General features: G+C 63.2%; 25 protein-coding genes and 1 pseudogene. 10 read left to right on the plus strand and 16 right to left on the minus strand.

Features of this window, described 5'->3' with window-relative positions; translation table 11 throughout:
- Positions 1–41: 41 nt before the first annotated feature.
- Genes lnt through B4L76_RS06365 form a run of 4 tightly spaced genes read right to left on the minus strand, consistent with a single transcriptional unit; the run spans position 42 to position 3897 of the window.
- Entirely contained in the window at positions 42–1559 is a 1518-nt protein-coding gene (gene lnt / locus B4L76_RS06350; RefSeq protein WP_296231261.1) for an apolipoprotein N-acyltransferase, read from the minus strand.
- 8 nt (positions 1560–1567) lie between these two features.
- On the minus strand, positions 1568–2407 hold the full coding sequence (locus B4L76_RS06355; RefSeq protein ID WP_186686596.1) for an HlyC/CorC family transporter: 840 nt from the start codon (positions 2405–2407) through the stop codon (positions 1568–1570).
- A 25-nt stretch (positions 2408–2432) separates the two neighbouring features.
- Positions 2433–2906 carry an rRNA maturation RNase YbeY gene (gene ybeY, locus B4L76_RS06360; protein WP_296231264.1) on the minus strand — a complete coding sequence of 158 codons (474 nt, stop codon included), beginning with the start codon at positions 2904–2906 and terminating at the stop codon, positions 2433–2435.
- A complete protein-coding gene (locus tag B4L76_RS06365; protein WP_296231265.1) occupies positions 2899–3897 on the minus strand; it encodes a PhoH family protein in 999 nt (332 codons plus the stop codon). The genes ybeY and B4L76_RS06365 overlap by 8 nt, the downstream gene beginning before the upstream one ends.
- A gap of 182 nt (positions 3898–4079) precedes the next feature.
- Here B4L76_RS06365 and B4L76_RS06370 point away from each other — a divergent pair, with 182 nt between their 5' ends.
- Entirely contained in the window at positions 4080–4406 is a 327-nt protein-coding gene (locus B4L76_RS06370) for a DUF1820 family protein (protein ID WP_170032856.1), read from the plus strand.
- 3 nt (positions 4407–4409) lie between these two features.
- On the opposite strand, the gene B4L76_RS06375 is transcribed toward B4L76_RS06370, so the two are convergent.
- The 4 genes from B4L76_RS06375 to B4L76_RS06390 form a co-directional block, all read right to left on the minus strand.
- Complete coding sequence (locus tag B4L76_RS06375) at positions 4410–4955, minus strand: tetratricopeptide repeat protein (RefSeq protein ID WP_296231269.1); 546 nt, start codon at positions 4953–4955, stop codon at positions 4410–4412.
- Between the two features lie 235 nt (positions 4956–5190).
- Positions 5191–6474 carry a glutamate-1-semialdehyde 2,1-aminomutase gene (gene hemL, locus B4L76_RS06380; RefSeq protein ID WP_296231271.1) on the minus strand — a complete coding sequence of 428 codons (1284 nt, stop codon included), beginning with the start codon at positions 6472–6474 and terminating at the stop codon, positions 5191–5193.
- 16 nt (positions 6475–6490) lie between these two features.
- Complete coding sequence (gene thiE, locus B4L76_RS06385; protein ID WP_296231272.1) at positions 6491–7114, minus strand: thiamine phosphate synthase; 624 nt, start codon at positions 7112–7114, stop codon at positions 6491–6493.
- A 13-nt stretch (positions 7115–7127) separates the two neighbouring features.
- Positions 7128–7925, minus strand: a complete 798-nt coding sequence (locus B4L76_RS06390) for a hydroxymethylpyrimidine/phosphomethylpyrimidine kinase (RefSeq protein ID WP_296231273.1) — start codon at positions 7923–7925, stop codon at positions 7128–7130.
- A gap of 265 nt (positions 7926–8190) precedes the next feature.
- Between B4L76_RS06390 and B4L76_RS06395 the strand changes: the two genes are divergently transcribed.
- The gene (locus tag B4L76_RS06395; RefSeq protein ID WP_296231274.1) at positions 8191–10179 is read left to right on the plus strand and encodes a sensor histidine kinase; all 1989 of its coding nucleotides are present in this window, start codon (positions 8191–8193) and stop codon (positions 10177–10179) included.
- Between the two features lie 468 nt (positions 10180–10647).
- Positions 10648–10767 (plus strand): annotated as a pseudogene (locus B4L76_RS06400) (DUF3077 domain-containing protein); the annotation flags it as partial.
- A gap of 154 nt (positions 10768–10921) precedes the next feature.
- On the opposite strand, the gene B4L76_RS06405 reads toward B4L76_RS06400, so the two are convergent.
- Together B4L76_RS06405 and B4L76_RS06410 are read right to left on the minus strand one after the other, a co-directional pair.
- Positions 10922–11326: a hypothetical protein gene (locus B4L76_RS06405; RefSeq protein WP_296231276.1), complete on the minus strand. Its 405-nt coding sequence runs from the start codon at positions 11324–11326 to the stop codon at positions 10922–10924.
- Positions 11319–12722: a PAAR domain-containing protein gene (locus B4L76_RS06410; protein WP_296231402.1), complete on the minus strand. Its 1404-nt coding sequence runs from the start codon at positions 12720–12722 to the stop codon at positions 11319–11321. Before B4L76_RS06410 ends, B4L76_RS06405 begins: the two co-directional genes overlap by 8 nt.
- 396 nt (positions 12723–13118) lie before the next feature.
- On the opposite strand from B4L76_RS06410, the gene B4L76_RS06415 reads away from it, so the two are divergent.
- From B4L76_RS06415 to B4L76_RS06425, 3 genes are all read left to right on the plus strand, one after another.
- Positions 13119–14771: an acyl-CoA dehydrogenase family protein gene (locus B4L76_RS06415; protein WP_296231278.1), complete on the plus strand. Its 1653-nt coding sequence runs from the start codon at positions 13119–13121 to the stop codon at positions 14769–14771.
- Between the two features lie 166 nt (positions 14772–14937).
- Positions 14938–16401 carry an AMP nucleosidase gene (amn, locus tag B4L76_RS06420; RefSeq protein ID WP_296231279.1) on the plus strand — a complete coding sequence of 488 codons (1464 nt, stop codon included), beginning with the start codon at positions 14938–14940 and terminating at the stop codon, positions 16399–16401.
- Positions 16402–16407: 6 nt separating this feature from the next.
- Positions 16408–17046 (plus strand): pseudouridine synthase, encoded by a 639-nt coding sequence (locus B4L76_RS06425; RefSeq protein ID WP_296231281.1) that lies wholly within the window; start codon positions 16408–16410, stop codon positions 17044–17046.
- A 78-nt stretch (positions 17047–17124) separates the two neighbouring features.
- Here the strand turns inward: B4L76_RS06425 and B4L76_RS06430 are convergent, their stop codons facing one another.
- Both B4L76_RS06430 and B4L76_RS06435 read right to left on the minus strand, forming a co-directional pair.
- Positions 17125–17328: a DUF2788 domain-containing protein gene (locus B4L76_RS06430; RefSeq protein ID WP_013974331.1), complete on the minus strand. Its 204-nt coding sequence runs from the start codon at positions 17326–17328 to the stop codon at positions 17125–17127.
- 54 nt (positions 17329–17382) lie between these two features.
- Positions 17383–17859 carry an Lrp/AsnC family transcriptional regulator gene (locus B4L76_RS06435; RefSeq protein ID WP_003249795.1) on the minus strand — a complete coding sequence of 159 codons (477 nt, stop codon included), beginning with the start codon at positions 17857–17859 and terminating at the stop codon, positions 17383–17385.
- A gap of 396 nt (positions 17860–18255) precedes the next feature.
- On the opposite strand from B4L76_RS06435, the gene B4L76_RS06440 reads away from it, so the two are divergent.
- Positions 18256–19038, plus strand: a complete 783-nt coding sequence (locus B4L76_RS06440; RefSeq protein WP_296231288.1) for a DUF6515 family protein — start codon at positions 18256–18258, stop codon at positions 19036–19038.
- A gap of 38 nt (positions 19039–19076) precedes the next feature.
- On the opposite strand, the gene B4L76_RS06445 is transcribed toward B4L76_RS06440, so the two are convergent.
- Both B4L76_RS06445 and B4L76_RS06450 read right to left on the minus strand, forming a co-directional pair.
- Entirely contained in the window at positions 19077–19949 is an 873-nt protein-coding gene (locus tag B4L76_RS06445) for a cation diffusion facilitator family transporter (RefSeq protein WP_296231289.1), read from the minus strand.
- 22 nt (positions 19950–19971) lie between these two features.
- On the minus strand, positions 19972–20391 hold the full coding sequence (locus B4L76_RS06450) for a polyribonucleotide nucleotidyltransferase (protein ID WP_296231298.1): 420 nt from the start codon (positions 20389–20391) through the stop codon (positions 19972–19974).
- Between the two features lie 116 nt (positions 20392–20507).
- On the opposite strand from B4L76_RS06450, the gene hrpB reads away from it, so the two are divergent.
- Positions 20508–23036 (plus strand): ATP-dependent helicase HrpB, encoded by a 2529-nt coding sequence (hrpB, locus tag B4L76_RS06455; RefSeq protein ID WP_296231299.1) that lies wholly within the window; start codon positions 20508–20510, stop codon positions 23034–23036.
- Between the two features lie 18 nt (positions 23037–23054).
- On the opposite strand, the gene B4L76_RS06460 is transcribed toward hrpB, so the two are convergent.
- Together B4L76_RS06460 and B4L76_RS06465 are read right to left on the minus strand one after the other, a co-directional pair.
- The gene (locus tag B4L76_RS06460) at positions 23055–23546 is read right to left on the minus strand and encodes a hypothetical protein (RefSeq protein ID WP_296231301.1); all 492 of its coding nucleotides are present in this window, start codon (positions 23544–23546) and stop codon (positions 23055–23057) included.
- 85 nt (positions 23547–23631) lie between these two features.
- Positions 23632–24288 (minus strand): YciC family protein, encoded by a 657-nt coding sequence (locus B4L76_RS06465; RefSeq protein ID WP_296231302.1) that lies wholly within the window; start codon positions 24286–24288, stop codon positions 23632–23634.
- Between the two features lie 166 nt (positions 24289–24454).
- Between B4L76_RS06465 and B4L76_RS06470 the strand changes: the two genes are divergently transcribed.
- Together B4L76_RS06470 and B4L76_RS06475 are read left to right on the plus strand one after the other, a co-directional pair.
- Complete coding sequence (locus B4L76_RS06470) at positions 24455–25210, plus strand: DUF2076 domain-containing protein (protein WP_296231303.1); 756 nt, start codon at positions 24455–24457, stop codon at positions 25208–25210.
- Positions 25211–25286: 76 nt separating this feature from the next.
- Positions 25287–25766: an NYN domain-containing protein gene (locus tag B4L76_RS06475; RefSeq protein ID WP_289129847.1), complete on the plus strand. Its 480-nt coding sequence runs from the start codon at positions 25287–25289 to the stop codon at positions 25764–25766.
- Positions 25767–25769 lie beyond the last annotated feature (3 nt).

Genomic DNA, 25769 nt, shown 5'->3' on the forward strand with positions numbered 1-25769 from the left:
TGGGAGCGGGTTTACCCGCGAAGAGGCTGGTACAGGAGAGCTCAAACAGTCCTAGCAATGCGCCCCGCCAGCAAGGCCCAACCCAGCAGCAACGCACAGACGATCGCCAGCGGCCACGAGCGCCATTGCAGGTACGGCGTCAGTTGCTGCATCGGCACCACCTCGCCATACAGCACCGCCTGCTGGAACTGCGGAACCTGCGTGGTAATGCGGCCAAACGGGTCGATCAGCGCGGTCACGCCGTTGTTGGTGGCGCGGATCATCCAGCGCCCGGCCTCCAGGGCACGCATCTGGGCCATCTGCAGGTGTTGCAACGGGCCGATCGAGGTGCCGAACCAGGTGTCGTTGCTGATGGTCAGCAGCAGGTCGCTGCGGGCAGCCAGGCTGGCGGCGAACTCGGGATAGACCACCTCATAGCAGATGTAAGGCGCAATCTGATAGCCCTTTGCCTGCAACAGCGGCTGGTCTTCCGGCCCGCGGGCAAAGTCCGACATGGGCAGGTTGAAGAACTCGATCAGGCCTCGCAGCATGTCCTGCAGCGGCACGTATTCGCCAAACGGCACCAGCTTCTGCTTGAGGTAGGTGCCGTCGCCCTCACCGGTGACAGTGATGCCGTTGTAGTAGCGGCGTTGGTGGTGCACCACTTCGCGCACCGGTACACCCGTGATCAGCGCCGAATTTCGCCCGGCGGCGAAGCGCCCCATCACGTCGATATAGCCCTGGGCCTGGTCCTTGAGCACCGGTACGGCGGTTTCCGGCCACACCAGCAGGTCCACCGGCCGGGAGCTGAAGCTCAGGTCACGGTACAGCGCCAGCTGCGCGTCGATGTGCGCGGGGTCCCATTTCAGCTCCTGCTCGACGTTGCCCTGGATGGCCGCGACCTTCAACGGGTCGCCTGCCGGCTTGGTCCAGGCATGGCCCTTGAGGACCAGGCCCAGTACCCATGGCGCGAGCAACAGCAGGCAGGCCACGGCCAGGAAGGCGGGACGTGCGCGCAGGCGGTGCAGGTTGCACAGCAGGGCGGCACTCAGGGCCAGGGTGAACGAGATCAGCCAGACGCCTCCCAGCGGGGCCAGGCCGGCGAGCGGGCCGTCCAGCTGGCTGTAGCCAGCGTAGAGCCAGGGGAAACCGGTCAGGAACCAGCCGCGGAAGGCCTCTTGCAGCAACCACAGGGCGGCGAAGCACAGGGCGTCGGCCAGCGGCGCTTCGTTGCGCCGCAACCAGCGTGCCCACAGCCAGGTGGGCAGGGCGAAGAACCAGGCCAGGGCGGCGAAGAACGCCAGCAGCAGCACGATCGCCAGCAACGGCGAGGCGCCGCCATAGGTGTTCATGCTGACGTAGATCCACCAGGTACCAGCGCCATACAGGCCGAAACCGAACCACCAGCCACGCCACATGGCCTGGCGCGGGGTGAGCTCGCGCAGGCCAAGGTAGAGCACGGCGATGGACAGCAAGGCCAACGGCCAGATGTCGAATGGCGCCAGGGCCAGGAGAGTCGAAGCGCCGGCCGCCAGGGCCAGCAGGTTACCGGGCCAGCCGGGGCGGGTGATCCAACGCATGTTCGTCCTTAACGGGTGATCGGTGTCAGGCGCAGCAAGTGTATCCGCCGGCTGTCGGCGTTGAGAATACGGAACTTGTAGGGCCCGATCTCGGTGGTTTCGTTGCGCTTGGGCAGGTGGCCGAAGGCGCTCATCACCAGGCCGCCCACTGTGTCGAACTCGTCATCGGAGAATTCGCTGTCGAAGAACTCGTTGAAATTCTCGATCGGGGTCAGTGCCTTGATCAGGAAATCACCACTTGGCAGCGGCTTGATGTAGCTGTCCTCCTCGACGTCATGCTCGTCCTCGATGTCGCCGACGATCTGTTCCAGCACGTCTTCGATGGTGACCAGGCCGGCCACGCCGCCGTACTCGTCGATGACGATGGCCATGTGGTTATGGTTGGCGCGGAATTCGCGCAGCAGCACGTTCAGGCGCTTGGACTCGGGCACGAAGGTGGCCGGGCGCAGCAGGTCCTTGATATTGAAGCTGTCGCCGTTTTCCTTGAGGATCAGCGGCAGCAGGTCCTTGGCGAGCAGGATCCCCAGCACATCGTCATGGCTTTCGCCGATCACCGGGTAGCGCGAGTGCGCGGCGTCGATCACCGCCGGCAGGAACTCACGTGGCGACTGGCTGGCCTTGATGCTGATCATCTGCGAACGCGGCACCATGATGTCGCGGACCTGCAGGTCGGCCACCTGGATGGCCCCTTCGACGATGGTCAGCGCTTCGCTGTCCAGCAATTTGTTCTGATGGGCTTCGCGCAGCAGCTCAAGGAGCTCCTGGCGGTTTTTCGGCTCATGGGCAAAAGCCTGGGTGAGTTTACCCAGCCAGGACTTCTGCCCGTTGCTCGATCGATCTTCGCTCATGGCGGTTCTCGTGATCCTTCGTGTATCAGTGTGTGATTGAGTCGGTTTCATCGTCGGCGTAGGGGTCGGGGTGACCGAGCTCTGCCAGCAATTCCCGTTCCAGGCCTTCCATTTCCTCGGCTTCCTCATCCTCGATGTGGTCGTAGCCGAGCAGGTGCAGGCAGCCGTGGATAACCAGGTGTGCCCAGTGCGCTTCGAGCGACTTGCCCTGTTCGGCCGCTTCGCGCTCGACCACCGGCACGCAGATCACCAGGTCGCCCAGCAGCGGGATATCGAGCAGGTCATCAGGGACGTCGGCCGGGAACGACAGCACGTTGGTCGCATAGTCCTTGTGCCGGTAGGTGTGGTTCAGTTCGCGCCCTTCGGCTTCGTCGACCAGGCGAATGGTCAGTTCCGAGTCGGCGCTGCGCTGGCGCAGGGCCAGTTCGCACCACTGGCGGAAAGCGGTGTCATCCGGGGCGGTAGCATCGGTGGCCCGTTGAATGTCGAGTTCAAGCATCTTTGCCGGGCGCCTCGGGCTTGGCCTGGCGGGCATCGAAGCGGTCGTAGGCTTCGACAATGCGCTGCACCAGTGGGTGACGAACCACGTCTTTGGGCTGGAAGTGGGTGAAGCTGATCCCCGGAACGTCCTTCAGTACCTCGATGACGTGTGCCAGGCCGGACTTGGTGCCACGAGGCAGGTCGACCTGGGTGATGTCGCCGGTAATGACCGCCGTAGAGCCGAAGCCGATACGGGTGAGGAACATTTTCATCTGTTCCAGCGTGGTGTTCTGGCTTTCGTCGAGGATGATGAAGCTGTTGTTCAGGGTGCGGCCACGCATGTAGGCCAGCGGGGCGATCTCGATCACCTGGCGCTCGATCAGCTTGGCCACGTGTTCGAAACCGAGCATTTCGTACAGGGCGTCGTACAGCGGGCGCAGGTAAGGGTCGATCTTCTGGGCCAGGTCGCCGGGCAGGAAGCCGAGCTTTTCGCCGGCCTCGACCGCCGGGCGCACCAGCAGGATGCGGCGCACCTGTTCGCGTTCCAGCGCGTCGACGGCGCAGGCCACGGCCAGGTAGGTCTTGCCAGTACCGGCCGGGCCGATGCCGAAGTTGATGTCGTTGGCCAGGATTTCCTTGACGTAGCGCTGCTGGTTGACCCCGCGCGGGCGAATATTGCCCTTGCGTGTGCGCAGCGACACGCTGACCTCGTTGACTGCCGGGTTGTCGATGTTTTCGACGGTCGACTCCTGCAGGTACAGGTGCACGGTTTCCGGCGACAGCTCGGTGGCCTTGGTTTCACGGTAGAGGCGGCGCAGCAGTTGCTCGGCGGCGGAGGTGGTCTTGGGGTCGCCAATCAGCTCGAACTGGTTGCCGCGGTTGCGGATCTCGATCGCCAGGCGCTGTTCGATCAGGCGCAAGTGCTCGTCGAACTGGCCGCACAGGTTGGCGAAACGGTGGGCCTCGAAAGGTTCGAGGATGAAACGATGGGGTTGTATGGGTGCGTTCAAGGTCGTTTTTAGCCGCCCGACGGCAATGAAGGTGAACTCAAGAATAACCCTTGAATGGCAGTGGCGAAAGCACTGAAACGTCCAACGGTATGTCTGGCCTGTTCTCCGGCAGGCAACACAGATCGGCAAGCCGGTCTGCTATCATGCCTGCCTTTTCTCAAGCATGTGTTATCCCGCCGAACATGAGCAAACGCGAACCCGCCATTTACAAGGTGATCTTCCTCAACCAGGGGCAGGTCTTCGAGATGTATGCCAAGCAGATCTACCAGAGCGACCTGTGGGGCTTCCTGGAAATCGAGGAGTTTGTCTTCGGCGAGCGCTCGCAGCTGGTGGTGGACCCGAGCGAAGAAAAGCTCAAGAGCCAGTTCGACGGGGTAATCCGCAGTTTCGTGCCGCTGCATTCGATCGTGCGCATCGATGAGGTGGAGCGCCTGGGCACCGCCAAGATCAGCGAAGCCAAGGGCGGCGGCAACGTGATGCCGTTCCCCATGCCGATGCCGGAGAAGTGACCTTCAGGGAAGTGGCGAGAACGGTGTGCGCCCTTCGGCGTTCTGCAGCTCCAGCAAGTATTTGCGGAAGATCTGGCCGAGCACCTGGGTGGCATGTTCCAGCTCGTCGCGGGGCATTTTCTCGGTCACTTCGTCAGCCATGTCCAGCGCATCCTCGGCGCCGTTGACCGCTGCCATCTTCAGCAGGATGTAAGCTTGCACATTGTTGGCCTTGACCCCTTCGCCACGGTAGAACATGGCGCCCAGGCGGTACTGGGCTTCGGCATGGCCCTGCAACGAGGCCTTCTGCAGCCAGTCCAGGGCTTTGTCGAGGTTTTTCGGGGTTTGCGAATAGTAGTAGTCGCCGAGTTCGAATTGCGCCTGGGCATCCCCCGCCGTCGCCGCCTGTTCGCAGGCCTTCAGGGCGTTTGCCAGGTCTTCAGGCTGCACGTTCAAGGTGCAGCGGCCCGTCGCCGGAATCAGCAACGAGTTACCGCCCTCTGCCAGGGCCAGCAGGGGCTGAAGAAGCAACAGGCAGCCCAGGGTCAGGGCGCGGCCGGTGCGGTTCATGGGGATCGACTTACCTCTGCAAAGCTGCGGCCAATGTCTCTGGTGGCACATTATGGGATAAGCAGCGCCAACCTTACAAAGTTTTACTCGAATTTCTGTTTGGTTGGGGAGTCGGCTGATTGAGCAGGGTTATTAATTTGTTGTATTGGCCTTTCGCGGGTAAGCCCGCCCCTACAGGTTTTACGCCTGACTTGTGGGGCGGGCTTACCCGCGAAGGGGCCGTTCCGGCTGGCAGTTACTTCAGCGCAGCGAAGGCCTTTTCCGCCGCATCCAGGGTGATCTGCAGCTCCTTGTCACCATGGGCAATGGAGGTGAAGCCTGCCTCGAATGCGCTCGGCGCCAGGTATACGCCGCCGTCGAGCATCAGGTGGAAGAAACGCTTGAAGCGCTCGGCGTCGCTGGCCATCACATCGTCGAAGGTGACGATGTCGTCGGCGCCGCTGAAGTACAGGCCGAACATGCCGCCAGCCTGGGTGGTGACGAACGGCACGCCAGCAGCATCGGCGCGCTGTTGCAGGCCGTCGAGCATGCGGCTGGTGTAGTCGGTCAGCTCGGCGTGGAAGCCCGGGCGGCTGATCAGCTTCAGGGTGGTCAGGCCGGCGGCCATGGCCAACGGGTTGCCCGACAGAGTGCCGGCCTGGTAGACCGGGCCGAGCGGGGCGATGCAGCCCATGATTTCACGCTTGCCGCCGAAGCAGCCGACCGGCATGCCGCCGCCGACGATCTTGCCGAAGGTCGACAGGTCCGGCTTGATGCCGTAGTGGCCCTGGGCGCCACCCAGGGAAACGCGGAAACCGGTCATCACTTCGTCGAAGATCAGTACCACGCCGTGTTTGTCGCACTGCTCGCGCAGGCCTTCGAGGAAGCCAGGTGCCGGCGGGACGCAGTTCATGTTGCCAGCCACCGGCTCGACGATGATGCAGGCTACGGTCTGGCCGACTTCTGCCAGGGTCTTCTCGACGGCGGCGATGTCGTTGAATGGCAGGGTCAGGGTGTGCTTGGCGAAGTCCGCCGGTACGCCAGCCGAGCTAGGCACGCCCTGGGTCAGCAGGCCGGAACCGGCTTTTACCAACAGGCTGTCGGAGTGACCGTGGTAGCAGCCTTCGAACTTGATGATGGCGTCCCGGCCGGTGTAGCCGCGGGCCAGGCGGATGGCGCTCATGGTGGCTTCGGTGCCGGAGCTGACCATGCGCACCATTTCCATCGACGGCACCAGCGAGCAGACCAGGTCGGCCATTTCGGTTTCCATGGCAGTCGGCGCGCCGTAGGACAGGCCATGCTCCAGCTGCTTGCGTACCGAGTCCAGTACCTGCGGGTGACCGTGGCCGAGGATCATCGGGCCCCACGAGCCGACGTAGTCGACGTAGCGCTTGTCGTCCTCGTCAACGACGTAGGCGCCTTCGGCATGCTTGAAGAACAGCGGTGTGCCGCCAACGCTGCGGAAAGCGCGGACCGGCGAGTTGACGCCACCGGGGATGTGCTTCTGGGCTTGGGCGAACAGGGCTTCGGAACGGGACATGGAAGGTTCTCTCGAATCAGGATGCGAACAAGGCGTTGAAGGCGCGGGCGCGGCGGGTGACTTCCTGCGCGCTGTCGACACCGAACAGGCCGTGGATCACCGCCAGCAGGTCGGCGCCATGGGCAACCAGCGGGGCAGCGTTGTCGAGGCTAATGCCGCCGATTACCGCGATCGGCAATTTCACCTGGGCGCGGGCCTGCTCCAGCAGTTCGATATTGGCAGCGGGGGCGCCCGGTTTGGTGACGGAATTGAAGAAGCGGCCGAAGGCCACGTAGCTGGCACCTTCGCGGGCGGCCTGGACGGCCAGGTCAAGGTTGGCGTGGCAGGTGGAACCGATGGTCGCCTGGCGGCCGAGCAAGGCCCGCGCCGGGGTCAACGGGCCGTCGGTCTGGCCCAGGTGGACGCCGACACCCAGGCGCGCGGCCAGTTCGGCGTCGTCATTGATGATCAGCTGGGTGCCGTAGCGCTCGCAGAGTCTCATCAGCCCCTCGGCTTCGCGCAGGCGCCGGGCTGCGTCGTCGCTCTTGTCGCGGTACTGCAGCAGGCACACGCCGCCCTCCAGCGCCGCTTCGACATGTGAGAAGAAACGGCCGGCGAGCAGCTGGCTGTCGGTTATGGCGTACAGACCACGTAGCTTCATACAAGGCCTCGTATCAGGAGCAGAAATCCAGCGGCAGGCGACGTGGCACGAACTGGCCTTTGCCCAACTGCTCGGCATCACGCAAGGTGCGCCAGGTGTAGTCCAGGGCGCTGCGCACGGCGCTGTCCAGTTGTTCGCCCTGGGCCAGGCGCCCGGCCAGGGCGCTGGCCAGGGTGCAGCCGGAACCATGATAGCTGCCCGGCAGGCGCTGGCAGGTCCAGGTGTGGCGCTGGCCGCCGCGGCTGTACAGACGGTTGTGAATTTCGTCCTCGTCGCCGTGACCGCCGGTAATCAGCAGGTGTCTACAGAACGGCAACAGTTTCTCGGCACACTCATCGGCGCTGCCCTCGGGCAGCTCGGCCAGGATGCGTGCTTCGGGCAGGTTCGGCGTGGCGATGGTCGCCAGCGGCAGCAGGCGCTCACGCAGGGCGTAGCCCACTTCGTCCTTGCCCAGGCGGCCACCCCCACCGGCCCGCAGCACCGGGTCGCAGACCAGCGGCAGGTGCGGGTGCGCGGCCAGCAGCTCGGCGACGGTGTCGACCATCTCGATCGAGCCGAGCATGCCCAGCTTGACGGCGGCTACCGTGGAGTCGGCCAGTACAGCGTTGGCCTGGGCCAGCACCCACTCGCGGTCGAGCACGCGGAAGTCGGAAACGTTGACGGTATCCTGCACGGTCAGGGCAGTCACCGCGGGCGCGGCATGACAGCCTTGGGCGAGCAGGGCTTCGATATCTGCCTGAAGGCCGGCGCCGCCACTGGGGTCGTGGCCGGAGAGACAGAGGACAACGGGGCGGGAGCTGTAGATATTCATGGTCGGCGAGCTTACCACCAATCCTGTTTGGGCGGATCGTTCGGCAAATGGGTTTTGCTGATCATGCAGTCAGCTTGTTATCGGTGTTCTTTCTGAAAGCCTTGATATAGAGCCTTTCCTTTGTGGTTTGATATGGTCGATTGCCAGGTTGCGAAGCTATGCTAGAGTGCTCGGATAACTCGATAAACGGGTTCTGCCGGATCAGGTCGTCTCAAACGGATGGGAGGCAATCGCGACTCGACCGGACAGGCCATGCTGGGGCTGTATGCGCTATTTGCTGATTGTGCTTCTGGGCATGCTGCCCGTGTGGGCCGGAGCGGTCGATTTCGACGACGCGACCCGGCAACTTCCGCTGGGCAAGGCCATGCAGGTCTATGAAGACGTCGATGGCCATGCCAGCATCGCCCAGGTCAGTGCCCCTGGGTTCGCCAGGCGCTTCCGCCCCCATTCCGAAGACGTGCTGAACGCCGGGTATTCGACATCGGTATTCTGGCTGAAGGTCGAACTACGCCCTATCGCGCCGCCCGGCGCAGCCCCACGGCCATGGTTGCTGGAACTGGCGTATCCACCCTTGGACCACCTCGAGCTGTACCTGCCCGACAGCAGCGGCAACTACCGCCTGGCCCGGCGCACCGGCGATGCCTTGCCCTACGCCAGCCGACAGATCCGGCAAAACAACTACCTGTTCGAGTTGCCGTTGCCGCCCGGCCAGGTAACCACCGTCTACCTGCGCCTGCACAGCCAGGGTTCGCTGCAGGCACCGCTGACGTTGTGGTCCACCGAGGCCTATCTGGAGGCGCAGCCGACGCGCCTGTATGTGCTGGGGATGATCTATGGCGTGTTGCTGGTGATGCTGGTGTACAACCTGTTCATCTACCTCAGCGTGCGCGATGTCAGCTACCTCTACTACATCCTCTATATCGCCTCGTTCGGCTTTTACCAGGTGTCGGTGAACGGCGCCGGCGTGGCTTACCTGTGGCCGGACAGCCCTTGGTGGGCGAATGCTTCGACCCCACTGTTCATCGGTGCTGCTGGCCTGTTCGGCTGCCAGTTCGCCCGGCATTTCCTGCGACTGGGCAGTATCAGCCTTGGCTTCGACCGGCTGCTGCAAGCATTGATGCTGGGCGGTGCGCTGGTCATGGTGCTGGCGGTCACCATGCCCTATGGCTTCGCCTTGCGCGTGGCCACGGCGTTGGCCCTGTTGTTCACCGTGAGCATCTTCAGCGCCGGGCTGTACGCCTGGTGGCATGGCTTGCGCGTGGCGCGCTGGTTCATCATCGCCTGGACGGCATTCCTGCTCGGTGGCCTGGTCAACACCCTGATGGTGCTGGGTTACCTGCCGAACGTGTTCATCACCATGTATGCCAGCCAACTGGGTTCGGCGCTGGAGGTGGCCTTGTTGTCGCTGGCCCTGGCCGACCGCATCAACAACCTGCGCGAGCAGCAGGCGCAGACCTTGCGTGACGCCGGGCGGACGCTTGAACAGTTGAACTTGCAACTGGCCAGGAGCAACCGCCTGAAAGACGAATTCCTGGCCAGCGTGACGCATGAGCTGCGCACGCCGATGAACGGCGTGATCGGTTCGCTGGAGCTGATGCACACCTTGCCGATGGAGGCCGAAATGGCCCAGTACCACCGTACGGCGGTGGGTTCGGCGCAGGGCATGATGGACATGGTTGATGCGATTCTTACCCTGTCTGAACTGCAGGCCGGCCGCCTGCGCGCGCAGCCGGCGCCGTTCAGCCTGCGCAATCTGCTGCACGGCCTGCGCGCCGGTTATGCCGGGCAGGCGCTGGGCAAAGGCCTGTACCTGAGCCTGGATATCCCGGCTGACCTGCCGGATGGCTTGCTGGGCGATGGGCAGAAACTGGCCCGCTGCCTGGCTTGCCTGGTGGACAACGGCCTGAAGTTCACCCACCAGGGCGGGGTGTTGATCCAGGTGCGCAGCCGCCGGCTAGGGCCGGACGAGCTGGCGCTGACCTTCATCGTCAGCGATAGCGGCATTGGCTTTGACGACCTCGACCAGTCGACCTTGTATCAGCGCTTCTTCCAGGTCGATGGATCGATGACCAGGCGGTATGGCGGGTTGGGGATCGGTTTGTCGATCTGCCGGCAGATGGGCGAGTTGCTGGGGGCACGGTTGGCGCATGAATCGACGCGGGGGTTGGGCAGCCGGTTCGAGTTGAGTTTGAACATGGCTGTGGCGCAGGTGCAGATGGCATCGAATGTTCTGCAGACGCGACGGTCGCTTTAGAGATTTTCGCAGGCTTTGTCGGGGCTGCTTTGCAGCCCTTCGCGGACACGCCCGCTCCCACAGGTTTGGCGTTGAATTCAGGCAATGCGCGATCGCTGTGGGAGCGGGCGTGCCCGCGAAGAGCCGAAAGCGGCCCTCAGGACATGCCCTGACCGCACCTGCACTCCTACAACAACGCCAGACTCTTCCTATGCTTCAGCACTGGCAACCCCATCCCCTGCGAAATACCCTACAACCCCTGTCGACACACGTCTGATTGTTCCTGCAAATCCCGCGCTCTAGGCTTTTCCAGTCGCTGACGGTTCAGCGATCGGGTGTGGAAACCTGGCAAGACATATGATGTTTGTTGACATGACAGCTGTACGCGGGAGGCTTTCGGGCCTACCGGGTTTCATCATATGCCTGGTTTTCCACCCCGTGTGCAGCTGTCACCCCAACGTGTGGAAACGGACGGGTGACACATAACCAATATGCGGTTTGATGGATGGCGACCAGCAATTGATGTGGGCTTCGCACTACTTCGCAGCAATGGCCAAGGCGCTGCTGGATGATGCCGAGCTGGGTTTGATGCGCTGCCCTTTGTATTGACTGTTTCGGCCGCTTTCGCGGGTGAACCCGCTCCCACAGGATTTGTGCATAGACTGAAAGATGCGCAATGCCTGTGGGAGTGTGGTCCCCGCGGTGAGTCCTGATCGGGCGCTTGCAATGTTCGGTCTATTTGTGGGTTGCACTTCGATCCAGGTTAACTCCAGAAATGCATGCGCTTCAGTTTGATCAGGATGGCGGCTAACAGCGACCAGGCAAATGCTACCAGTAGTAATAAAAATACAATGCGCATCCTCTTCCTCAAGCTGGTTGGAATGCTTGAAGCATCATCTGGATCGAGAAGTCCTCGTTTCAGAAAGTATTCAGGGTTTAACGCGATACCACTCAATGTAGCAACGACTGATACCCGGGAGTAAAAGCTACGTTCCCCCCACCAAAGCACGGCTCTTTTCAAGTGCTCACTTCTTCTTAAGGCGTGTTGGAGTTTCCGGTAATTAGGCAGGTAAGCGAGTTGCGCTGTCATTGCTAGTCCTGCGAAAAAGAGTGCAAAAGGCATGACCAGAAATCCCAAACCCCAGAGAGACTCAAGAAATTCATTCATGTTCGGTTAATTCATAGAGTTCTTCCCCTATATACTCACCGATGCTCATGCCAGCTACGCTCCCAGCATATGAACTGGCACCGACAATTACAATGGCACATACTGCTCCACTTATGGCCCCAAGGCTGACGCAGGCAAAGCCTGCTATCGCTTTTCCAGCTGCTCCCGAAGCGGCACCTAATGCAAGTCCACCTGAAAAATTGCCCGCCTCAGTAAATCTTATTTGTCTGCAGGATTGAGTATTGCCTGATCTACATGCTTCTTGAGTTTTCAGCCAAGACGACCCAGCACCGATCGCCAGCCCTACATATCCACCTTTTTTCAGGTAGTTAGACAAACGTGTCAACTTGTCCAAGTGCGTTGAATATCCAGGGATGCCCCCTGGTGCTCCGGCCTTGCTCCAGTGATGTACTAGGCTTTTTGACGAAATGCCTAGGTCGCCCCGTAATCTGTCATGGCTTCCGAGGTGCATGTGTTTGTTAAGAAATCCCACCTTCAGCTGCGCGTCCAATTTTCTGAGTAGCTTCCTACGTTCAGCAAAAAACTCCGGACTACGTAGATGACCATGCTTGGAAAACTGATGTTGGTGCAGTTCTTCGATCTTGCGCAACGTCGCGCTAAGTTCATCCAGAACCTGAGCCATCATGGCCCCGCTCACCCCCATTGCCAAACTGGTACTGCTCAGCAACCCTGCTATTTCAGGCAAGTGACGCATCATGAAGTTAGCCTCTTCCGGGGTGAGATCTGCCAAGTCCTCCCGCGCCTGCTTCGCCGCACTCATCGCATAAATCTCTTCCCGAGTGCACACCGGGCGTCTCAGACCATCACCAATGACAAAGATCTCACCTGCCTTGAATCCACGCTGATACGTCGGGTTCAGCCGCTCCAGAATTGACCGAGGCAGGTTGGCCTGCGGCGCGCCCAATTCTGCCAGGACTTCCTGATACGTCATGCAACGCGGAACGATGTAGAAGCCGGGTTCCATGCCTTGTGGAGTAGGTGAAGGCTGAGCCACTTCTGGCTGATAGGAGTTTCTAATCGGGCGACTCGCCAGGGCCTGCGCGGGTGCCTCGCGAACAGGTTCACGTGCTGGTGCCCTGTGCGACGCCGGCGTTGCTGACCCACCCGCAACCACGCGATTGCTGCCCTGTGGGCACCCGCATTGCACCATCGCCCCGTCCAGAGCCGTGGGAATACCATCCTGCCGCCAGCGGGCTTCGCCCTCGACGATGGTGCCCGCTTGTCCACATAGCGGACAAGGTGTGGTCGGGTCGCCTTGCAGCAGCCAGTTGCGGCCATGCACGCGGCCCCTGGCCTGGCTGGCAATGCAGATGGCGCCTGTGGTGGTTTGGTCGCCGTCCAGGCCTTGGTATCGGCCGAAGATGTTCATGCGCATGCTCATGGCTCGCCCTTTTTTCAAAAATGAAAGCCAGGAATCTAGCAGCCTCTAGACGGGTATTTTCAGGCCGGGAGGGTTTAAGAAGGGTCCTACAATGGATAGGGATTTGGACTACAACGCTTTTTGTTGGCAGTGCCGGGAAGTGAAGCGGGGATCGGGTTAGGGCTGGCAGGTGCTCGCCGTGACAGGTGCAGCGTTTGGGAGATCGAGCGCCCCGCGCGGGCTGCGCTCAATCTCACAGGCGCTGCAACTGTCGTGGCGAACACCTGTCAGCTCCGCTGCATCCCCAAGACATGCCTCCCACCACATGTTTAGTCATTAATGTCACTTTGACTGGCTCGTACAGAGTGCTTCACTGGGTCTCTCAAGCCTACCCGGATCCAGGAGCCCCCGATGAACCTGCACCAGTACGCTGAAACCCACCAAGTCACCAACCAGCCACCGCCGCTCGACGGTGCCAACCTGTACCGCCTCGACCTGCCGTTGCAGGAATGGTCACGGCATTTCGGCGCAGGTTGGGCCGAGTCGCGAATCGATGCCTACGGTGCCCTGGCCGGCGGCCCGCTGATGCAGGCCGGCTTCCTGGCCAATGCACACAAACCGGAGTTCAGCAGCCACGACCGCTACGGCCATCGCATCGACCTGGTCGAGTTCCACCCGGCCTACCATGAGCTGATGCGTACGGCGGTGGAGCACGGCTTGCCTTCGCTGCCGTGGGCCGAGCCGCGTCCCGGTGCGCATGTGGCGCGGGCGTCGATGACCTACCTGCACAGCCAGGCCGAGGCCGGTACCGGCTGCCCGCTGACCATGACCTTCGCCGCAGTTCCGGCGCTGCGCCTGCAGCCCGAACTGGCCGAATACTGGTTGCCGAAAATCCTCGCCTGCCATTATGACCCGCGCAACGTCGGCGACCGCCACAAGGCCGGAGTCACCCTGGGCATGGCAATGACCGAGAAGCAGGGCGGTACCGATGTTCGGGCCAACACCACCCGTGCCTATCCGGTCGGCGCGGCGGGCCCGGGCCAGGCCTACGAGCTGGTCGGGCACAAGTGGTTCTGTTCGGCACCCATGTGCGATGCTTTCCTTACCCTGGCGCAGACCGAAAAAGGCCTGAGCTGCTTCCTGCTGCCACGCCACCGCCCGGACGACAGCCGCAACCAGTTCTATATCCAGCGCTTGAAGAACAAGCTGGGCAACCACTCCAACGCCTCCAGCGAGGTGGAGTTCCGCGGTGCCCTGGCGTGGATGGTCGGGGAAGAAGGGCGGGGCGTGCCGACCATTATCGAGATGGTGGCGATGACCCGCTTCGACTGCATGGTTGGCTCCAGTGCCCTGATGCGCCAGGCGTTGACCCAGGCGGCCCACCATTGTGCATACCGCACGGTTGGCGGGCGGTTGCTGAACGAGCAGCCATTGATGCAGAACGTCCTCGCGGACCTGGCTCTGGAAAGCGAGGCGGCACTGGCCTTGAGCCTGCGCATGGGGCAGGCGCTGGAACAGCTGGACGACCCGCAGCAGGCGCATTTCGCCCGCCTGGTGACGGCGGTGGGCAAGTACTGGATCTGCAAACGTGCGCCAGCCATGATCAACGAGGCTGCCGAATGCATGGGCGGCGCGGGTTATGTAGAGGACAGCATCCTGCCGAGGCTGTACCGCGAGGCGCCGGTCAACTCGACCTGGGAAGGTTCGGGCAACGTGCAGTGTCTGGATGTGCTGCGTGCGTTGTCGAAGGAGCCAGGTGTGCTCGATGCGTTGTTCGCCGAATTGGGCGACGGGCACGGCGACCCGCGTCTGGCTGCACATATCGGCAACCTCAAGGGCGCGTTTGCCGACACCGTCGACCTGCAATATCGCGCGCGGCAACTGACCGAGGACATTGCGCTGGCGCTGCAGGCCAAGCTGTTGCTGGAAGCTGGGAATGCGGTGGTGAGTGATGCGTTCATCGACAGCCGCTTGACCGGCGGTGGCCGGGCTTACGGAGCCTTGCCGCGAGGGGTAGATGTGCAGGCTCTGGTGATGCGGGCCACGCCAGTCTGGAGCAACTGAGCTGGCTTTTCGCGCGCCCGCCCGCCCTCACAGGCCCTGCGCTGCCTCCAAGCCATGCACGGAAATTCCAGGGGCGGTCTGCTGACTGACATCGATCAATGGGGGTGTATTTAGCCACGAAGGCAGGCAAGATGGTTCACAGGCATGTCCAGACAGGAAGCACAGTGTGAGCCAAGCGTTTGTAGTCGTTGATACCCCCGAACAGGCCGTCGACCGTCTGGCGGCCTTGCATGACCAGGCCACCGGGGCCCTCAGCCAGGCCCTCAAGCGTTACCTGAAGGACCGTACCGAGCCGGACGCCGAAGCGCGCGACCTGTTCCGCTATCCCGCGCTGCGCCTGACCTACTACAGCCACGGTGAAGTCGCCGCCACCACGCGGGCCTATGCCAAGGTGCAGGTGGCCGGTACCTACAGCGTCACCATCACCCAGCCGGCCGCGTTCCGTGCCTATCTGCTGGAGCAGCTGCGCCCGCTGATGCATGACTACACGGTGACGGTAGAGGTCGGCATCAGCGAGCAGAACATCCCTTACCCATACGTCGTCGACCAGGGTGACGAGCTGGCCGGCAGCGGCATTACCGCCGCCCAGTTGGCGCGCGTGTTCCCCAGCACCGACCTGTCGGCGGCCACCGACAATATTGCCGACGGCCTGTACGACTGGGGCGGCGCCGAAACCCTGCCACTGGCGCTGTTCGATGCAGCGCGGGTCGACTTCTCGCTGCGTCGCCTGGTGCACTACACCGGCAGCGACTGGCGCCACGTGCAGCCGTGGATCCTGCTGACCAACTACCACCGCTATGTCGACCAGTTCATCAGCCACGGTCTGGACCAGCTGCGTGATGACCCGCGCTTCGTGCGTATGGTCCTGCCGGGCAACGTGGTGATCGAAAAGGGCATGGACCATGGTGAAACCCAGGCCCTGGTGGCCAGTGTGGTATGGCACCGCTACCAGATGCCGGCCTACCACCTGATCGCCGCCGACGGCGACGGCGTCACCCTGGTCAACATTGGCGTCGGCCCGTCCAACGCCAAGAACATCACCGACCACCTGGCAGTGCTGCGTCCGCACTGCTGGTTGATGATCGGCCACTGTGGCGGCCTGCGGCAGTCGCAGACCATCGGTGATTACGTGCTGGCGCATGCCTATATGCGCCGTGATGGCATTCTCGACCGGGTGGTGCCGCCGAACATTCCGATTCCGGCGCTGGCCGAAGTGCAGCTGGCCTTGCAGGAAGCCGCCGCGCAGGTCACCGGCGAGCGTGGCGAACAGCTGAAGAAGCGCCTGCGCACCGGCACCGTGCTGACCTACGACGACCGCAACTGGGAGCTGCGCTGGGCCCAGGAGCGGCCGCTGATCAACCTGTCGCGGGCGGTGGCGGTGGACATGGAAAGCGGCACCATTGCCGCCCAGGGTTACCGCTTGCGCGTGCCATACGGCACCTTGCTGTGTGTTTCCGACAAACCGCTGCACAGCGAGATCAAGCTGCCGGGGTCGGCCAACGCGTTCTACAACCGCGCGGTCAGCCAGCACCTGAAGATCGGCATTGCCGCGCTCGACCTGCTGCGTACCGAGCTCAACTCGCTGCACTCGCGTAAACTGCGCAGTTTCGATGAGCCGCCGTTCCGCTGAGGCCCCATGTCAATGCCCCCCCGTTCCAAGCCGCGCCGCCCCCAGGCGCGGCCTGCCACCGGCCCGCGTCGCCAGCCCAAGGCGCCCCCAGCCGAGCCACGCCTGATCCTGTTCAACAAACCGTTCGACGTGTTGACCCAATTCAGCGATGGCGACGGGCGGGCGACGCTCAAGGACTTCATCGACATCCCCGGTGTGTATCCGGCCGGGCGCCTCGATCGCGACAGCGAAGGCTTGTTGCTGCTGACCAACGACGGCGGCCTGCAAGCGCGCATCGCCGACCCGAAGCACAAGCTGGCCAAGACCTATTGGGTACAGGTGGAAGGACAGCCGAGCGAGGAGCAGTTGCAGCGCTTGCGTGATGGCGTGGCGCTGAATGACGGGCCGACCTTGCCGGCCGAGGCGCGGTGCCTGGAAGAGCCTGAGCTATGGCCGCGCAACCCGCCGGTGCGCTTTCGCAAGAGCGTGCCGACCAGCTGGCTGGAGCTGGTGATTCGCGAAGGACGAAACCGCCAGGTGCGGCGGATGACGGCAGCGGTGGGATTGCCGACCTTGCGCCTGGTGCGGGTACGGATCGGCGATTGGGCGCTGGATGGGCTGGAGCAGGGCTGCTGGCGCGAGGTGCCGGCGACGTTGCAGCGCTAGGCCAGCCAGGGTGGGGGCCGCGGTAGCAGCAGCCTTGTGTGGCGATGGAGCGCAAAGCGCTTACGACCTTCCCTAGCCCTACACCCCTTCGAGAAACCCGACCACCACGCTCTTGATGATGAATGCCAACACCCCCAGCCCCAGCACGAAGAACAGGATCAACGTACCGAACCTGCCTGCCTTGGACTTTTTCGCCAGGTCCCAGACGATGAAGCCCATGAAACCGATCAGCACGGTGACCAGGATGATCATCATCCACTCTTCGAATACGGCGGGATCCATCAGTGTTCTCCAGGCAGGCTGAGCAGCCGAGTATACGCCGGCTGGCATGAGCGTTTAACGCAGGTGGGTCAATGGCAGCTCGGTACTGGCCAGCACCTGGTTGAGCACGAAGCTCGAGCGCACGCTGGTGACGCCTTCGATACGGGTCAGGCTGCCCAACAGTAGCTTCTGATAGTGGTCCATGTCCGGCACCACCACCTTTAGCTGGTAGTCGGCATCCATCCCGGTCACCAGGCTGCATTCGAGGACCTGTGGCAGGTTGCGGATGGCTGCCTCGAAGGTTTCGAAGCGCTCCGGGGTGTGGCGGTCCATGCCGATCAGCACGTAGGCGGTCAGGCTCAGGCCGAGCTTCTTGCGGTCGAGCAGGGCCACCTGGCGCGAGATGTAGCCATCGTCCTCCAGCTGCTTGACCCGACGCGAACATGGCGATGGCGACAGGCCGATGCGTTCGGCCAGTTCCTGGTTGGAAATGCGCGCATCGCGCTGCAATTCGGCGAGGATGCTCAGGTCGTAGCGGTCAAGCTTGCTCATGATTTCTGCCTTTTCTGTTCCGATTGCGGCGAATTATCGATCCGGGGCGAAAAATTGCGCAAGTGCTATTTATCCGAGCAATCTTCGCAATCCGCTGTCCCACCCTGTCCGGTATCTTTACCCACAGAATCACTGCCCGGACATCAGTCCACGGCGACGCGCCCCAGGCGGGCGGTCGCGGCCAGCCATCCAACAGGATCGGCCAGGCCCCCGGGCTACACGCCTTCCAGAAGACGGTGTGAGGTGAGCCGGCGCCACAAGTGCCGAGCACGGACGACAATTTCTGAAGGGAGGCCCTGCGGCCTCCCTTTTTTCATGCCCGTGAAATTTCATTGGCCCGCGTGTCGGGCGCGGTAGACTGGTTGCCGGCGCCGTTTTTTTACCGAGAGGATTACCATGAAGTCGCGCATCTGGCAGTCGGCAGGTGTAGGTGTGTTTGCGATGGGCATCAGCTTCGCGGCCATGGCCGAAGGGCCGGGCGAAGCACCCGCTCGTGCGCTCAACTCGCGCGACCAAGTGCAACAGACGCAACCGCCACGCCAGGGCCATTACCAGGACATTCCGCGTCGTCATGGCGATAACCGCTACTGGGAAGCCGGTGGCCCGGGGCAACGTCCTGGCGGCGACTGGCAGGGACGCCCGGATGGCCATGGCAATGGCTGGGGGCCTGGGCCGCAATACCGTCCCGGGCATACCCTCGATCATTTCCCCGACCGTTACTGGAAAGTGCCCTACCGTGGCGATGACTATTTCTATTCCGGTGGCTACTGGTTCCGCCCGCAGGGGGGCCGGTATGTCGTGGTGACCCCGCCTGACGGCATGCGGGTCGATTACCTGCCGCCCTATGCGCGTGAAGTCTGGCTGGGCGGGGCGTTGTTCTTCGTGGTGGCCGACACCTATTACCAGTACCTGGCCGACCGCCGCGAGTACGTGGTGGTCAACCCGCCTGTTGCCGCGTTGCCGCCTGTGGGTGGTGGTTATGATGTGGTGGCTTACCCGATGCACGGGCAAGGGCAGGAGCAGCAGGAACAGGACCGTTACCAGTGCCATCGCTGGGCAGTCAGCCAGTCGGGGTTCGACCCGGCGACAGCGGCATATGCGCCGCCGACCACTGTGGCCGATAACTATCGGCGAGCGCTGGGAGCCTGCTTCAGTGGGCGAGGCTACAGCATCAACTAAACCCGGCATGCTGCTGACCCGACCCATCGCCTGCAGGCTCACACCGGGTCGGCGTGCACCATTACATCCGCCTGCGGGTAGCGCTGACGGATGACTTCCGACGCCTTGACGCACAAGCCATGCGCTTCATCCAGCGGCAACATCCCCGGCAGTTCCAGATGCAACTGCACGAACCACTGGTTGCCTGACACCCGCGTACGCAGGTCGTGCACGCCTTTCACGCCCGGGATGGCCAGCACCAGCATGGCCATCTCCTCGCCCACATCAGCGGGCAGTTCCTTGTCCATCAGGATGGCCGTGCTCTCTCTGGCAATCTGCAGCGCGCTCCACAGGATATAGGCGGCAATGCCCAGGCCGAACAGTGCATCCAGTTGCGGCCAGCCAAAGTGTGCCAGCAGCAAAGCCAGGAGAATGCTGCCATTGAGCAACAGGTCCGAACGGTAGTGCAGGGAGTCGGCGCGCACTGCCGTGGAGCCGGTCACGCGGATGACCTTGGATTGCAAGGCCAGCAGGGCGAGCGTCAGCACCAGCGACAGCAGCATCACCGCGATACCGATGTCGGTATCGCCCAACGGTTTCGGGGTATGCAGGCGCTCGGCCGCCTGCACCCCGATGAGCATTGCACTGACCGCGATGAACAGCGCCTGTGCCATGCCGGCCAGGGCTTCGGCCTTGCCATGACCATAGCGGTGGTCATCATCGGCCGGGCGCAGGGCATAGTGCACGGCGAGCAGGTTGAGGAACGAGGCGACGGCGTCCAGTGCCGAGTCGGTCAGCCCGGCCAGCAGGCTCACCGAGCCGCTCAGCCACCAGCCCACGGCCTTGCTCAAGACCAGGATGCTGGCCACCGCCAGCGACGCGCGCGTCGCCAGGCGCAGCAGGCGCTGGTGTTCAGCCGGGGTGGTCGTCATCCGTGATCGGTGTCCTTGCGGTTCAGGCCGCCGGTACCAGGCCCAGGCTGGCAAGTTGCTCGATGCTGCCGCGATGCTGGATCAGCCGTGGGTCGTTCAACGGCAGGCGCTGGCCCAGTTCGCTCTCGAGAATGGCTTGCAGCTTCAGGTTGTCGACCTTGCCATCGGGGCTGACGGCGTCGCGCAGTTTGACCGGGTCAACCTGGGCGCTGCGCCCGCCCGAATAGTAGATGGCGCCTGTGGCGAAGTCGATGCCGAAGGCGATCAGCCCCGGAATTACATAGAACAGGATGCCGATGGCATCCATCGCGGCAACCACAGGGTCGATCTTGCCGCCGATCTGGCCGCGACGTTCCGGGTAGAGAATGGTGCCGCAGGCGGTCAGTTGGGTCAGCAAGGTGACGATGAGGGCGCCACCGATGACGCGGGTTGGGATGCGCATGTGAATCTCCGAAAAGGTGTTCAGCAGGGCAAGCGAAACGTCTGCACCTGAAGCTAAGACCATGATAGAGCAGGCTGGGTTCGCCGTTATACTCGCGGGATTGTTCGAGGACCACCATGATTTCATTACCGATCGATGTTGTCTTGCCCGCCTTGCGCCAGGCCTTGGAAAACCGTGACGAAGCGGTACTCGAAGCGCCGCCCGGTGCCGGCAAGACTACCCGCGTACCGCTGGCGCTGCTCAGCGAGCCCTGGCTGGCCGGGCAGAGCATCCTCATGCTCGAGCCCCGGCGCCTGGCGGCCCGGGCCGCGGCCGAGCGCCTGGCCAGCGAGCTGGGCGAAGAGGTTGGCGAAACGGTTGGCTACCGCATTCGGCTGGACAGCAAGGTCGGGCCGAAAACCCGTATCGAGGTGGTGACCGAAGGTATCCTCACCCGCCGCCTGCAGGCCGACCCGGCGCTGGAAGGGGTGGGGCTGCTGATCTTCGACGAGTTCCACGAGCGCAGCCTTGATGCCGACCTGGCCCTGGCGCTGAGCCTGAACGGCCGCGAGTTGCTGCGAGACGACCCGCCCCTGAAGATTTTGCTGATGTCTGCGACGTTGGAGGGGGAGCGTCTGTCCCGGTTGCTGAACGATGCACCGGTGGTCAGCAGCCAAGGCCGCATGCACCCTGTGGATATCCGCTGGGGGCGCCCTTACCAGCCGGGCGAGTTCATCGAGCCACGCGTGGTGGACAGCGTGTTGCAGGCGTTGGCCGAGCAGGCTGGCAGTGTGCTGGTGTTCCTGCCTGGCCAGGCCGAGATACGCCGGGTGCACCAGAGCCTGCAGGAAGCGCTGGGTGAACGGCCTGAGATCCTGCTGTGCCCGCTGCACGGCGAACTCGATCTCGATACCCAGCGCGCCGCCATCAATCCGGCGCCCAAGGGCCTGCGCAAGGTGGTGCTGGCTACCAATATTGCCGAGACCAGCCTGACCATCGACGGTGTGCGGGTGGTGATCGATGCCGGCCTGGCCCGGGTTCCGCGCTTCGACCCCGGCAGCGGCATGACCCGCCTGGACACCCAGCGCATCTCGCGCGCCAGCGCCACCCAGCGCGCCGGTCGTGCCGGGCGGCTGGAGCCCGGCGTGTGCTATCGGTTGTGGTCCGAGGCCCAGCATGAACAACTGGCCGCCCATGGCAGTGCCGAGATCCTGCAGGCCGACCTGGCCGGCCTGGCTTTGCAACTGGCACGCTGGGGCGTGACACCCGAGCAGTTGCGTTGGCTCGACCAGCCACCCCTCGCCGCGTTCGCCCAGGCCCAGGACCTGCTGGCGCGGCTCAATGCCTTCAAACCGGGCAGCCGCGACAGCCTCAGCGAACATGGCCAGGCCATGGCCGAACTGCCGGCACACCCCCGTATCGCCCATTTGCTGTTGCGGGGGCAGGACCTGGGCTTGGCACGAATGGCCTGTGATGTCGCTGCACTATTGGGCGAGCGGGATATTCAACGGGGTGGCGGTGCCGACCTGCATAGCCGCTTGGCCCTGGTCAGTGGCCAGAGCAAGGCTGCCCGGGGCAGCCAGGGTGGTGTGCAGCGGGCCCGCCAGCTGGCGCGCCAATACCGTGGTTTGCTGCGCGGTACGCCGCAGGCGCCGGTCGCCGACCCCGATCACCCGAGGTGGCTGGGTGCTTTACTGGCGCTGGCCTACCCTGACCGCGTTGCCCAGCAGCGCCGCGAGGGTGGTGCGGAGTATCGGCTGGCCAATGGCCGTGCTGCGCTGTTTGCCGAGGTCGATGCCTTGATGAAGTGCCCCTGGTTGGTGATTGCCGACCTGGGCAGCCGCCAGGGCCAGCGTGAAGAGCGTATCTACCTGGCGGCGGAGTTCGACTCGACACTGCTCGATGGCGTGCTGGCCGAGCAGGTGGAGCGGATTGACGTGCTGGATTGGGATGAGCGCGAGCAGGTGCTGCGTGCCGAGCGTCAGGTCAAGGTTGGCGAGCTGATCCTCAGCCGCGAACCGCTGCCCGGCCTGGACGATGAGGCGCGCGCCCGGGCGCTGCTTGGTCTGATCCGGCGCAAGGGGCTGAATCTCTTGAGCTGGACACCAGAGCTGCGCCAATGGCAGGCACGTGTAGCGCTGTTGCGCCAACTCGACCTGGCCAGGCAAGGCCACAGCGAATGGCCAGACCTGAGCGACGAAGCCTTGCTCGCCAGCCTGGAAAGCTGGCTGCAGCCGTACCTGGGCAAAGTGTCGCGCTTGAGCCATTTCGCCGCGCTGGATCTGCCTTCAATGCTACGCAACCTGTTACCCTGGCCGTTGCCACAGCGCCTGGAAGAACAGGCCCCTGCGCACCTGGCAGTGCCTTCCGGCTCGAACATCCGCCTGGATTACAGCGAAAATCCGCCGATCCTCGCGGTGCGCCTGCAGGAGCTGTTCGGCCTGGCCGACACGCCACGCATCGCTAACGGCCACCTGCAGGTCAAGCTGCACCTGTTGTCACCTGCACGCAGGCCGGTGCAGGTGACCCAGGACCTGGCCAACTTCTGGCGTACGACCTATGCCGAAGTGAAGAAGGACCTCAAAGGACGTTACCCGAAGCATTACTGGCCGGATAACCCCTTGGTAGCCGAGGCGACGGCGAGGGCCAAGCCTCGGGGTACCTGACGACAGCGTGGCATCCTCTCAGCCGGTTTGCCGGAGCAGGAAGGTAGATTCTTCGCCTTCCTCGACGTTGAGAAAGGCCACCCAGTCACCGCTCTTGTGAGGGTCGTCCTCGAGGATGCCAACCCGGTAGCCGCGGTGGTCGCGCAGGTGACACACCAGGCCTTCATCGGTCAGTTGCAGTGGTTCGATCTTCCAGAAGTTGGTGACTTCGGCACGCCAGTAGAAACCCAGGTAACCGTTGCGGCTGACCCCGAGTCTCTTCGTCGTCGGGCTGCCTGGAATGCTGATGTGATAGTGCAGGCGGTCATCGCTGTGCGAATCGTAGTGAAAGCTCATCAGCGGCGAGTCCTGCCGGCCGCCTGCCTGCAGCCAGTCATCCTCCGGGGTGATGCCCCAGGTGAATTTGTCGTCGCTGCGGCTCAGGCGCAGTGGGATGTCCCGGTCGGCGGCACGCAGGTACAGCTTGCCGCGAAACGACCTGGCGTAGCCCGCGAGTGTGTCATCGTCCATGGTGTGCTCCTAGATAGGCATTGAGGGTCTCCACCTTATGCCCGGGCTGGGCAGCCACGCAGGCCGAAGGTTTTCCTCCATGCCTTCAGGTTCGCTCTTCGCCTTCCAGCAACATGAACAGACGGTACAGCACCACGGTGCTGAACAGCTGCAAGAAGCCGCTGAGGCTGTCCATGGCCAGCTCCATGCCGGGCGATGGCTCGGGGAATGCCATCAACAGCAGCCCGTCGATCAGCCATATCGGTGCCAGCACCGCCAGTACGCAGATCATGATGCGCAGGAAGTGGCCCGTGGTCATGCGTGCGCTTTCGCGCATCGATTGCACCACTGGCAGGCCACGCAGCACCAGCAGGTACTCGGCGAACACCAGGTTGATCATGATCCACACGCCCGGGAAGATGAACAACGCCAGGCCCGCCATGATCAGCAGCGAACTGATCAGGATCAGCAGGGCCAGCTGCGGCCACAGTTGCACGGCGCGGGCGAACAGTTCGCGGTTGCCGGTGGTCTGGCCGTTGCTGCGGGTGTCGAGGAACAGGATCAGCGCGGCGCTGTACAGCGGGTAGAACAGCAGGCTGACCAGCATGCCGTAGGCCGGTGACGCCTGGTCACCCAGCTGCCGGTACAGCAGTTGGGTGAGCAGGGCCTCCAGCACTACAAAGGGCAGGCACAACTGGAGGATGCTCGGCAGGTGGCGGCGGAAGAAGTACAGGGAGTCGCGCAGGACGCTCAGCGGATTCATCAGTCAACATCGCATGGCAGGAAAAACAGGGGCCTAACTTTAGCCCAAAGCAGGGCGGGGGCCGCCATTTGCTGAAAAAAGTTTCACGACGTCGGTGATTGAATCCCACGCCTGTACGCCCCATCTTTGACGCTATCCGTTCTCCCGCTACCCACGAGGTCGCCCCATGAATACTGAAGAACAAACCCTTATCGACGGCCTGTTCAGCCGTATCAGGCAAGCCGAGGACCCGAGCCAGCCTCGTGATGCTCAGGCTCAGGCCCGTATCGAGGAGCACGTGCGCCAGCAGCCGGCGGCACCTTACTACATGGCTCAGGCGATCCTGGTCCAGGAGGCTGCGATCAAGCGACTCGACGAGCAGAACAAGCAGCTTGAAGCCGAACTGAAGCAGGCGCGTGCCCAGGCTGAGGCCGCCCGCACCAGCAGTGCGCCAGGCAGCGGTGGCGGTGGTTTCCTTTCCAGCATTTTTGGTTCGGGTGGACGCAATGCAGCTCCGCCCGTGCAACCGCAACCAGCCGTAGCCGCCCCGGCGGCATCGACTGGCGGCTGGCGCGAACCGGCGGCCGCCGGCTATTTCCAACCGCAAATGCAGCAGCCCGGTTTTGCTGCCGCGCCGGCGCGCAGTGGTGGCAGCAGTTTCCTTGGTGGGGCGATGCAGACCGCGGCCGGTGTCGCCGGCGGTGTCTTGCTGGCGCAGGGTATCAGCAGCCTGTTCCATCATGATGCGCAGCCGCAGGAGGTGGTCGAAGTGATCAAGGAAGAGCCGGCACCCGCCAGTGACAGCAGTGGCTGGAACGACTCGGGCGCACAGCAGCACGTAGCCGACAATGGTGGTTGGGGCAGTGACCAGGGTGGTTATGCCGACAGCGATTATGGTAGCGATGATGGCGGGTTCTTCTCGGACGACGATTCTTACGTCTGACAGGTCTGGCATACTGCGGGCATTTCCGGGGGCGCCAAGCGCCCCCGGATCCCCAGACCTGATATGAGGCACCAGGGTGAAAAAGATCGCGCTGTTCGCCGATGTGCAGAACCTCTACTACACCGTGCGTCAGGCCCACGGCTGCCATTTCAACTACACCGCATTGTGGAACGCTGTCAGCCGCGAAGGCCAGATCGTCGAGGCCGTGGCCTATGCCATCGACCGTGGCGACAGCAAGCAGCAACAGTTCCAGCAGATCTTGCGCAACCTCGGTTTCGATGTTCGGCTCAAACCCTTCATCCAGCGCAGCGACGGCTCGGCCAAAGGTGACTGGGACGTGGGCATCACCCTGGACGTGATGGATGCCGCCAGCCGCGTCGACCAAGTGGTACTGGCGTCTGGCGACGGTGATTTCGACCTCCTGCTGGAGCGGGTGATTCAGCGTCATGGCACCGAGGCGGTGGTGTATGGTGTGCCCGGCCTCACGGCACTGTCGCTGATCCGTGCCGCCACCCGCTATGTGCCCATCGAGGGTGCGTTGTTGCTCAAACACTGAGGC

The organism is Pseudomonas sp. UBA4617 (assembly GCF_002386445.1).
In the GTDB taxonomy this organism is placed as follows: Bacteria; Pseudomonadota; Gammaproteobacteria; order Pseudomonadales; family Pseudomonadaceae; genus Aquipseudomonas.

Excerpts from the sequence above, each read along its gene's own strand:
- lnt (WP_296231261.1), bottom strand. The coding sequence starts at position 1,559 with ATGCGTTGGATCACCCGCCCCGGCTGGCCCGGTAACCTGCTGGCCCTG.
- B4L76_RS06355 (WP_186686596.1), bottom strand. The coding sequence starts at position 2,407 with ATGAGCGAAGATCGATCGAGCAACGGGCAGAAGTCCTGGCTGGGTAAA.
- ybeY (WP_296231264.1), bottom strand. The coding sequence starts at position 2,906 with ATGCTTGAACTCGACATTCAACGGGCCACCGATGCTACCGCCCCGGAT.
- B4L76_RS06370 (WP_170032856.1), top strand. The coding sequence starts at position 4,080 with ATGAGCAAACGCGAACCCGCCATTTACAAGGTGATCTTCCTCAACCAG.
- B4L76_RS06375 (WP_296231269.1), bottom strand. The coding sequence starts at position 4,955 with ATGAACCGCACCGGCCGCGCCCTGACCCTGGGCTGCCTGTTGCTTCTT.
- hemL (WP_296231271.1), bottom strand. The coding sequence starts at position 6,474 with ATGTCCCGTTCCGAAGCCCTGTTCGCCCAAGCCCAGAAGCACATCCCC.
- thiE (WP_296231272.1), bottom strand. The coding sequence starts at position 7,114 with ATGAAGCTACGTGGTCTGTACGCCATAACCGACAGCCAGCTGCTCGCC.
- B4L76_RS06390 (WP_296231273.1), bottom strand. The coding sequence starts at position 7,925 with ATGAATATCTACAGCTCCCGCCCCGTTGTCCTCTGTCTCTCCGGCCAC.
- B4L76_RS06395 (WP_296231274.1), top strand. The coding sequence starts at position 8,191 with ATGCGCTATTTGCTGATTGTGCTTCTGGGCATGCTGCCCGTGTGGGCC.
- B4L76_RS06405 (WP_296231276.1), bottom strand. The coding sequence starts at position 11,326 with ATGAATGAATTTCTTGAGTCTCTCTGGGGTTTGGGATTTCTGGTCATG.
- B4L76_RS06410 (WP_296231402.1), bottom strand. The coding sequence starts at position 12,722 with ATGCGCATGAACATCTTCGGCCGATACCAAGGCCTGGACGGCGACCAA.
- B4L76_RS06415 (WP_296231278.1), top strand. The coding sequence starts at position 13,119 with ATGAACCTGCACCAGTACGCTGAAACCCACCAAGTCACCAACCAGCCA.
- B4L76_RS06425 (WP_296231281.1), top strand. The coding sequence starts at position 16,408 with ATGTCAATGCCCCCCCGTTCCAAGCCGCGCCGCCCCCAGGCGCGGCCT.
- B4L76_RS06430 (WP_013974331.1), bottom strand. The coding sequence starts at position 17,328 with ATGGATCCCGCCGTATTCGAAGAGTGGATGATGATCATCCTGGTCACC.
- B4L76_RS06435 (WP_003249795.1), bottom strand. The coding sequence starts at position 17,859 with ATGAGCAAGCTTGACCGCTACGACCTGAGCATCCTCGCCGAATTGCAG.
- B4L76_RS06440 (WP_296231288.1), top strand. The coding sequence starts at position 18,256 with ATGAAGTCGCGCATCTGGCAGTCGGCAGGTGTAGGTGTGTTTGCGATG.
- B4L76_RS06445 (WP_296231289.1), bottom strand. The coding sequence starts at position 19,949 with ATGACGACCACCCCGGCTGAACACCAGCGCCTGCTGCGCCTGGCGACG.
- B4L76_RS06450 (WP_296231298.1), bottom strand. The coding sequence starts at position 20,391 with ATGCGCATCCCAACCCGCGTCATCGGTGGCGCCCTCATCGTCACCTTG.
- hrpB (WP_296231299.1), top strand. The coding sequence starts at position 20,508 with ATGATTTCATTACCGATCGATGTTGTCTTGCCCGCCTTGCGCCAGGCC.
- B4L76_RS06460 (WP_296231301.1), bottom strand. The coding sequence starts at position 23,546 with ATGGACGATGACACACTCGCGGGCTACGCCAGGTCGTTTCGCGGCAAG.
- B4L76_RS06465 (WP_296231302.1), bottom strand. The coding sequence starts at position 24,288 with ATGAATCCGCTGAGCGTCCTGCGCGACTCCCTGTACTTCTTCCGCCGC.
- B4L76_RS06470 (WP_296231303.1), top strand. The coding sequence starts at position 24,455 with ATGAATACTGAAGAACAAACCCTTATCGACGGCCTGTTCAGCCGTATC.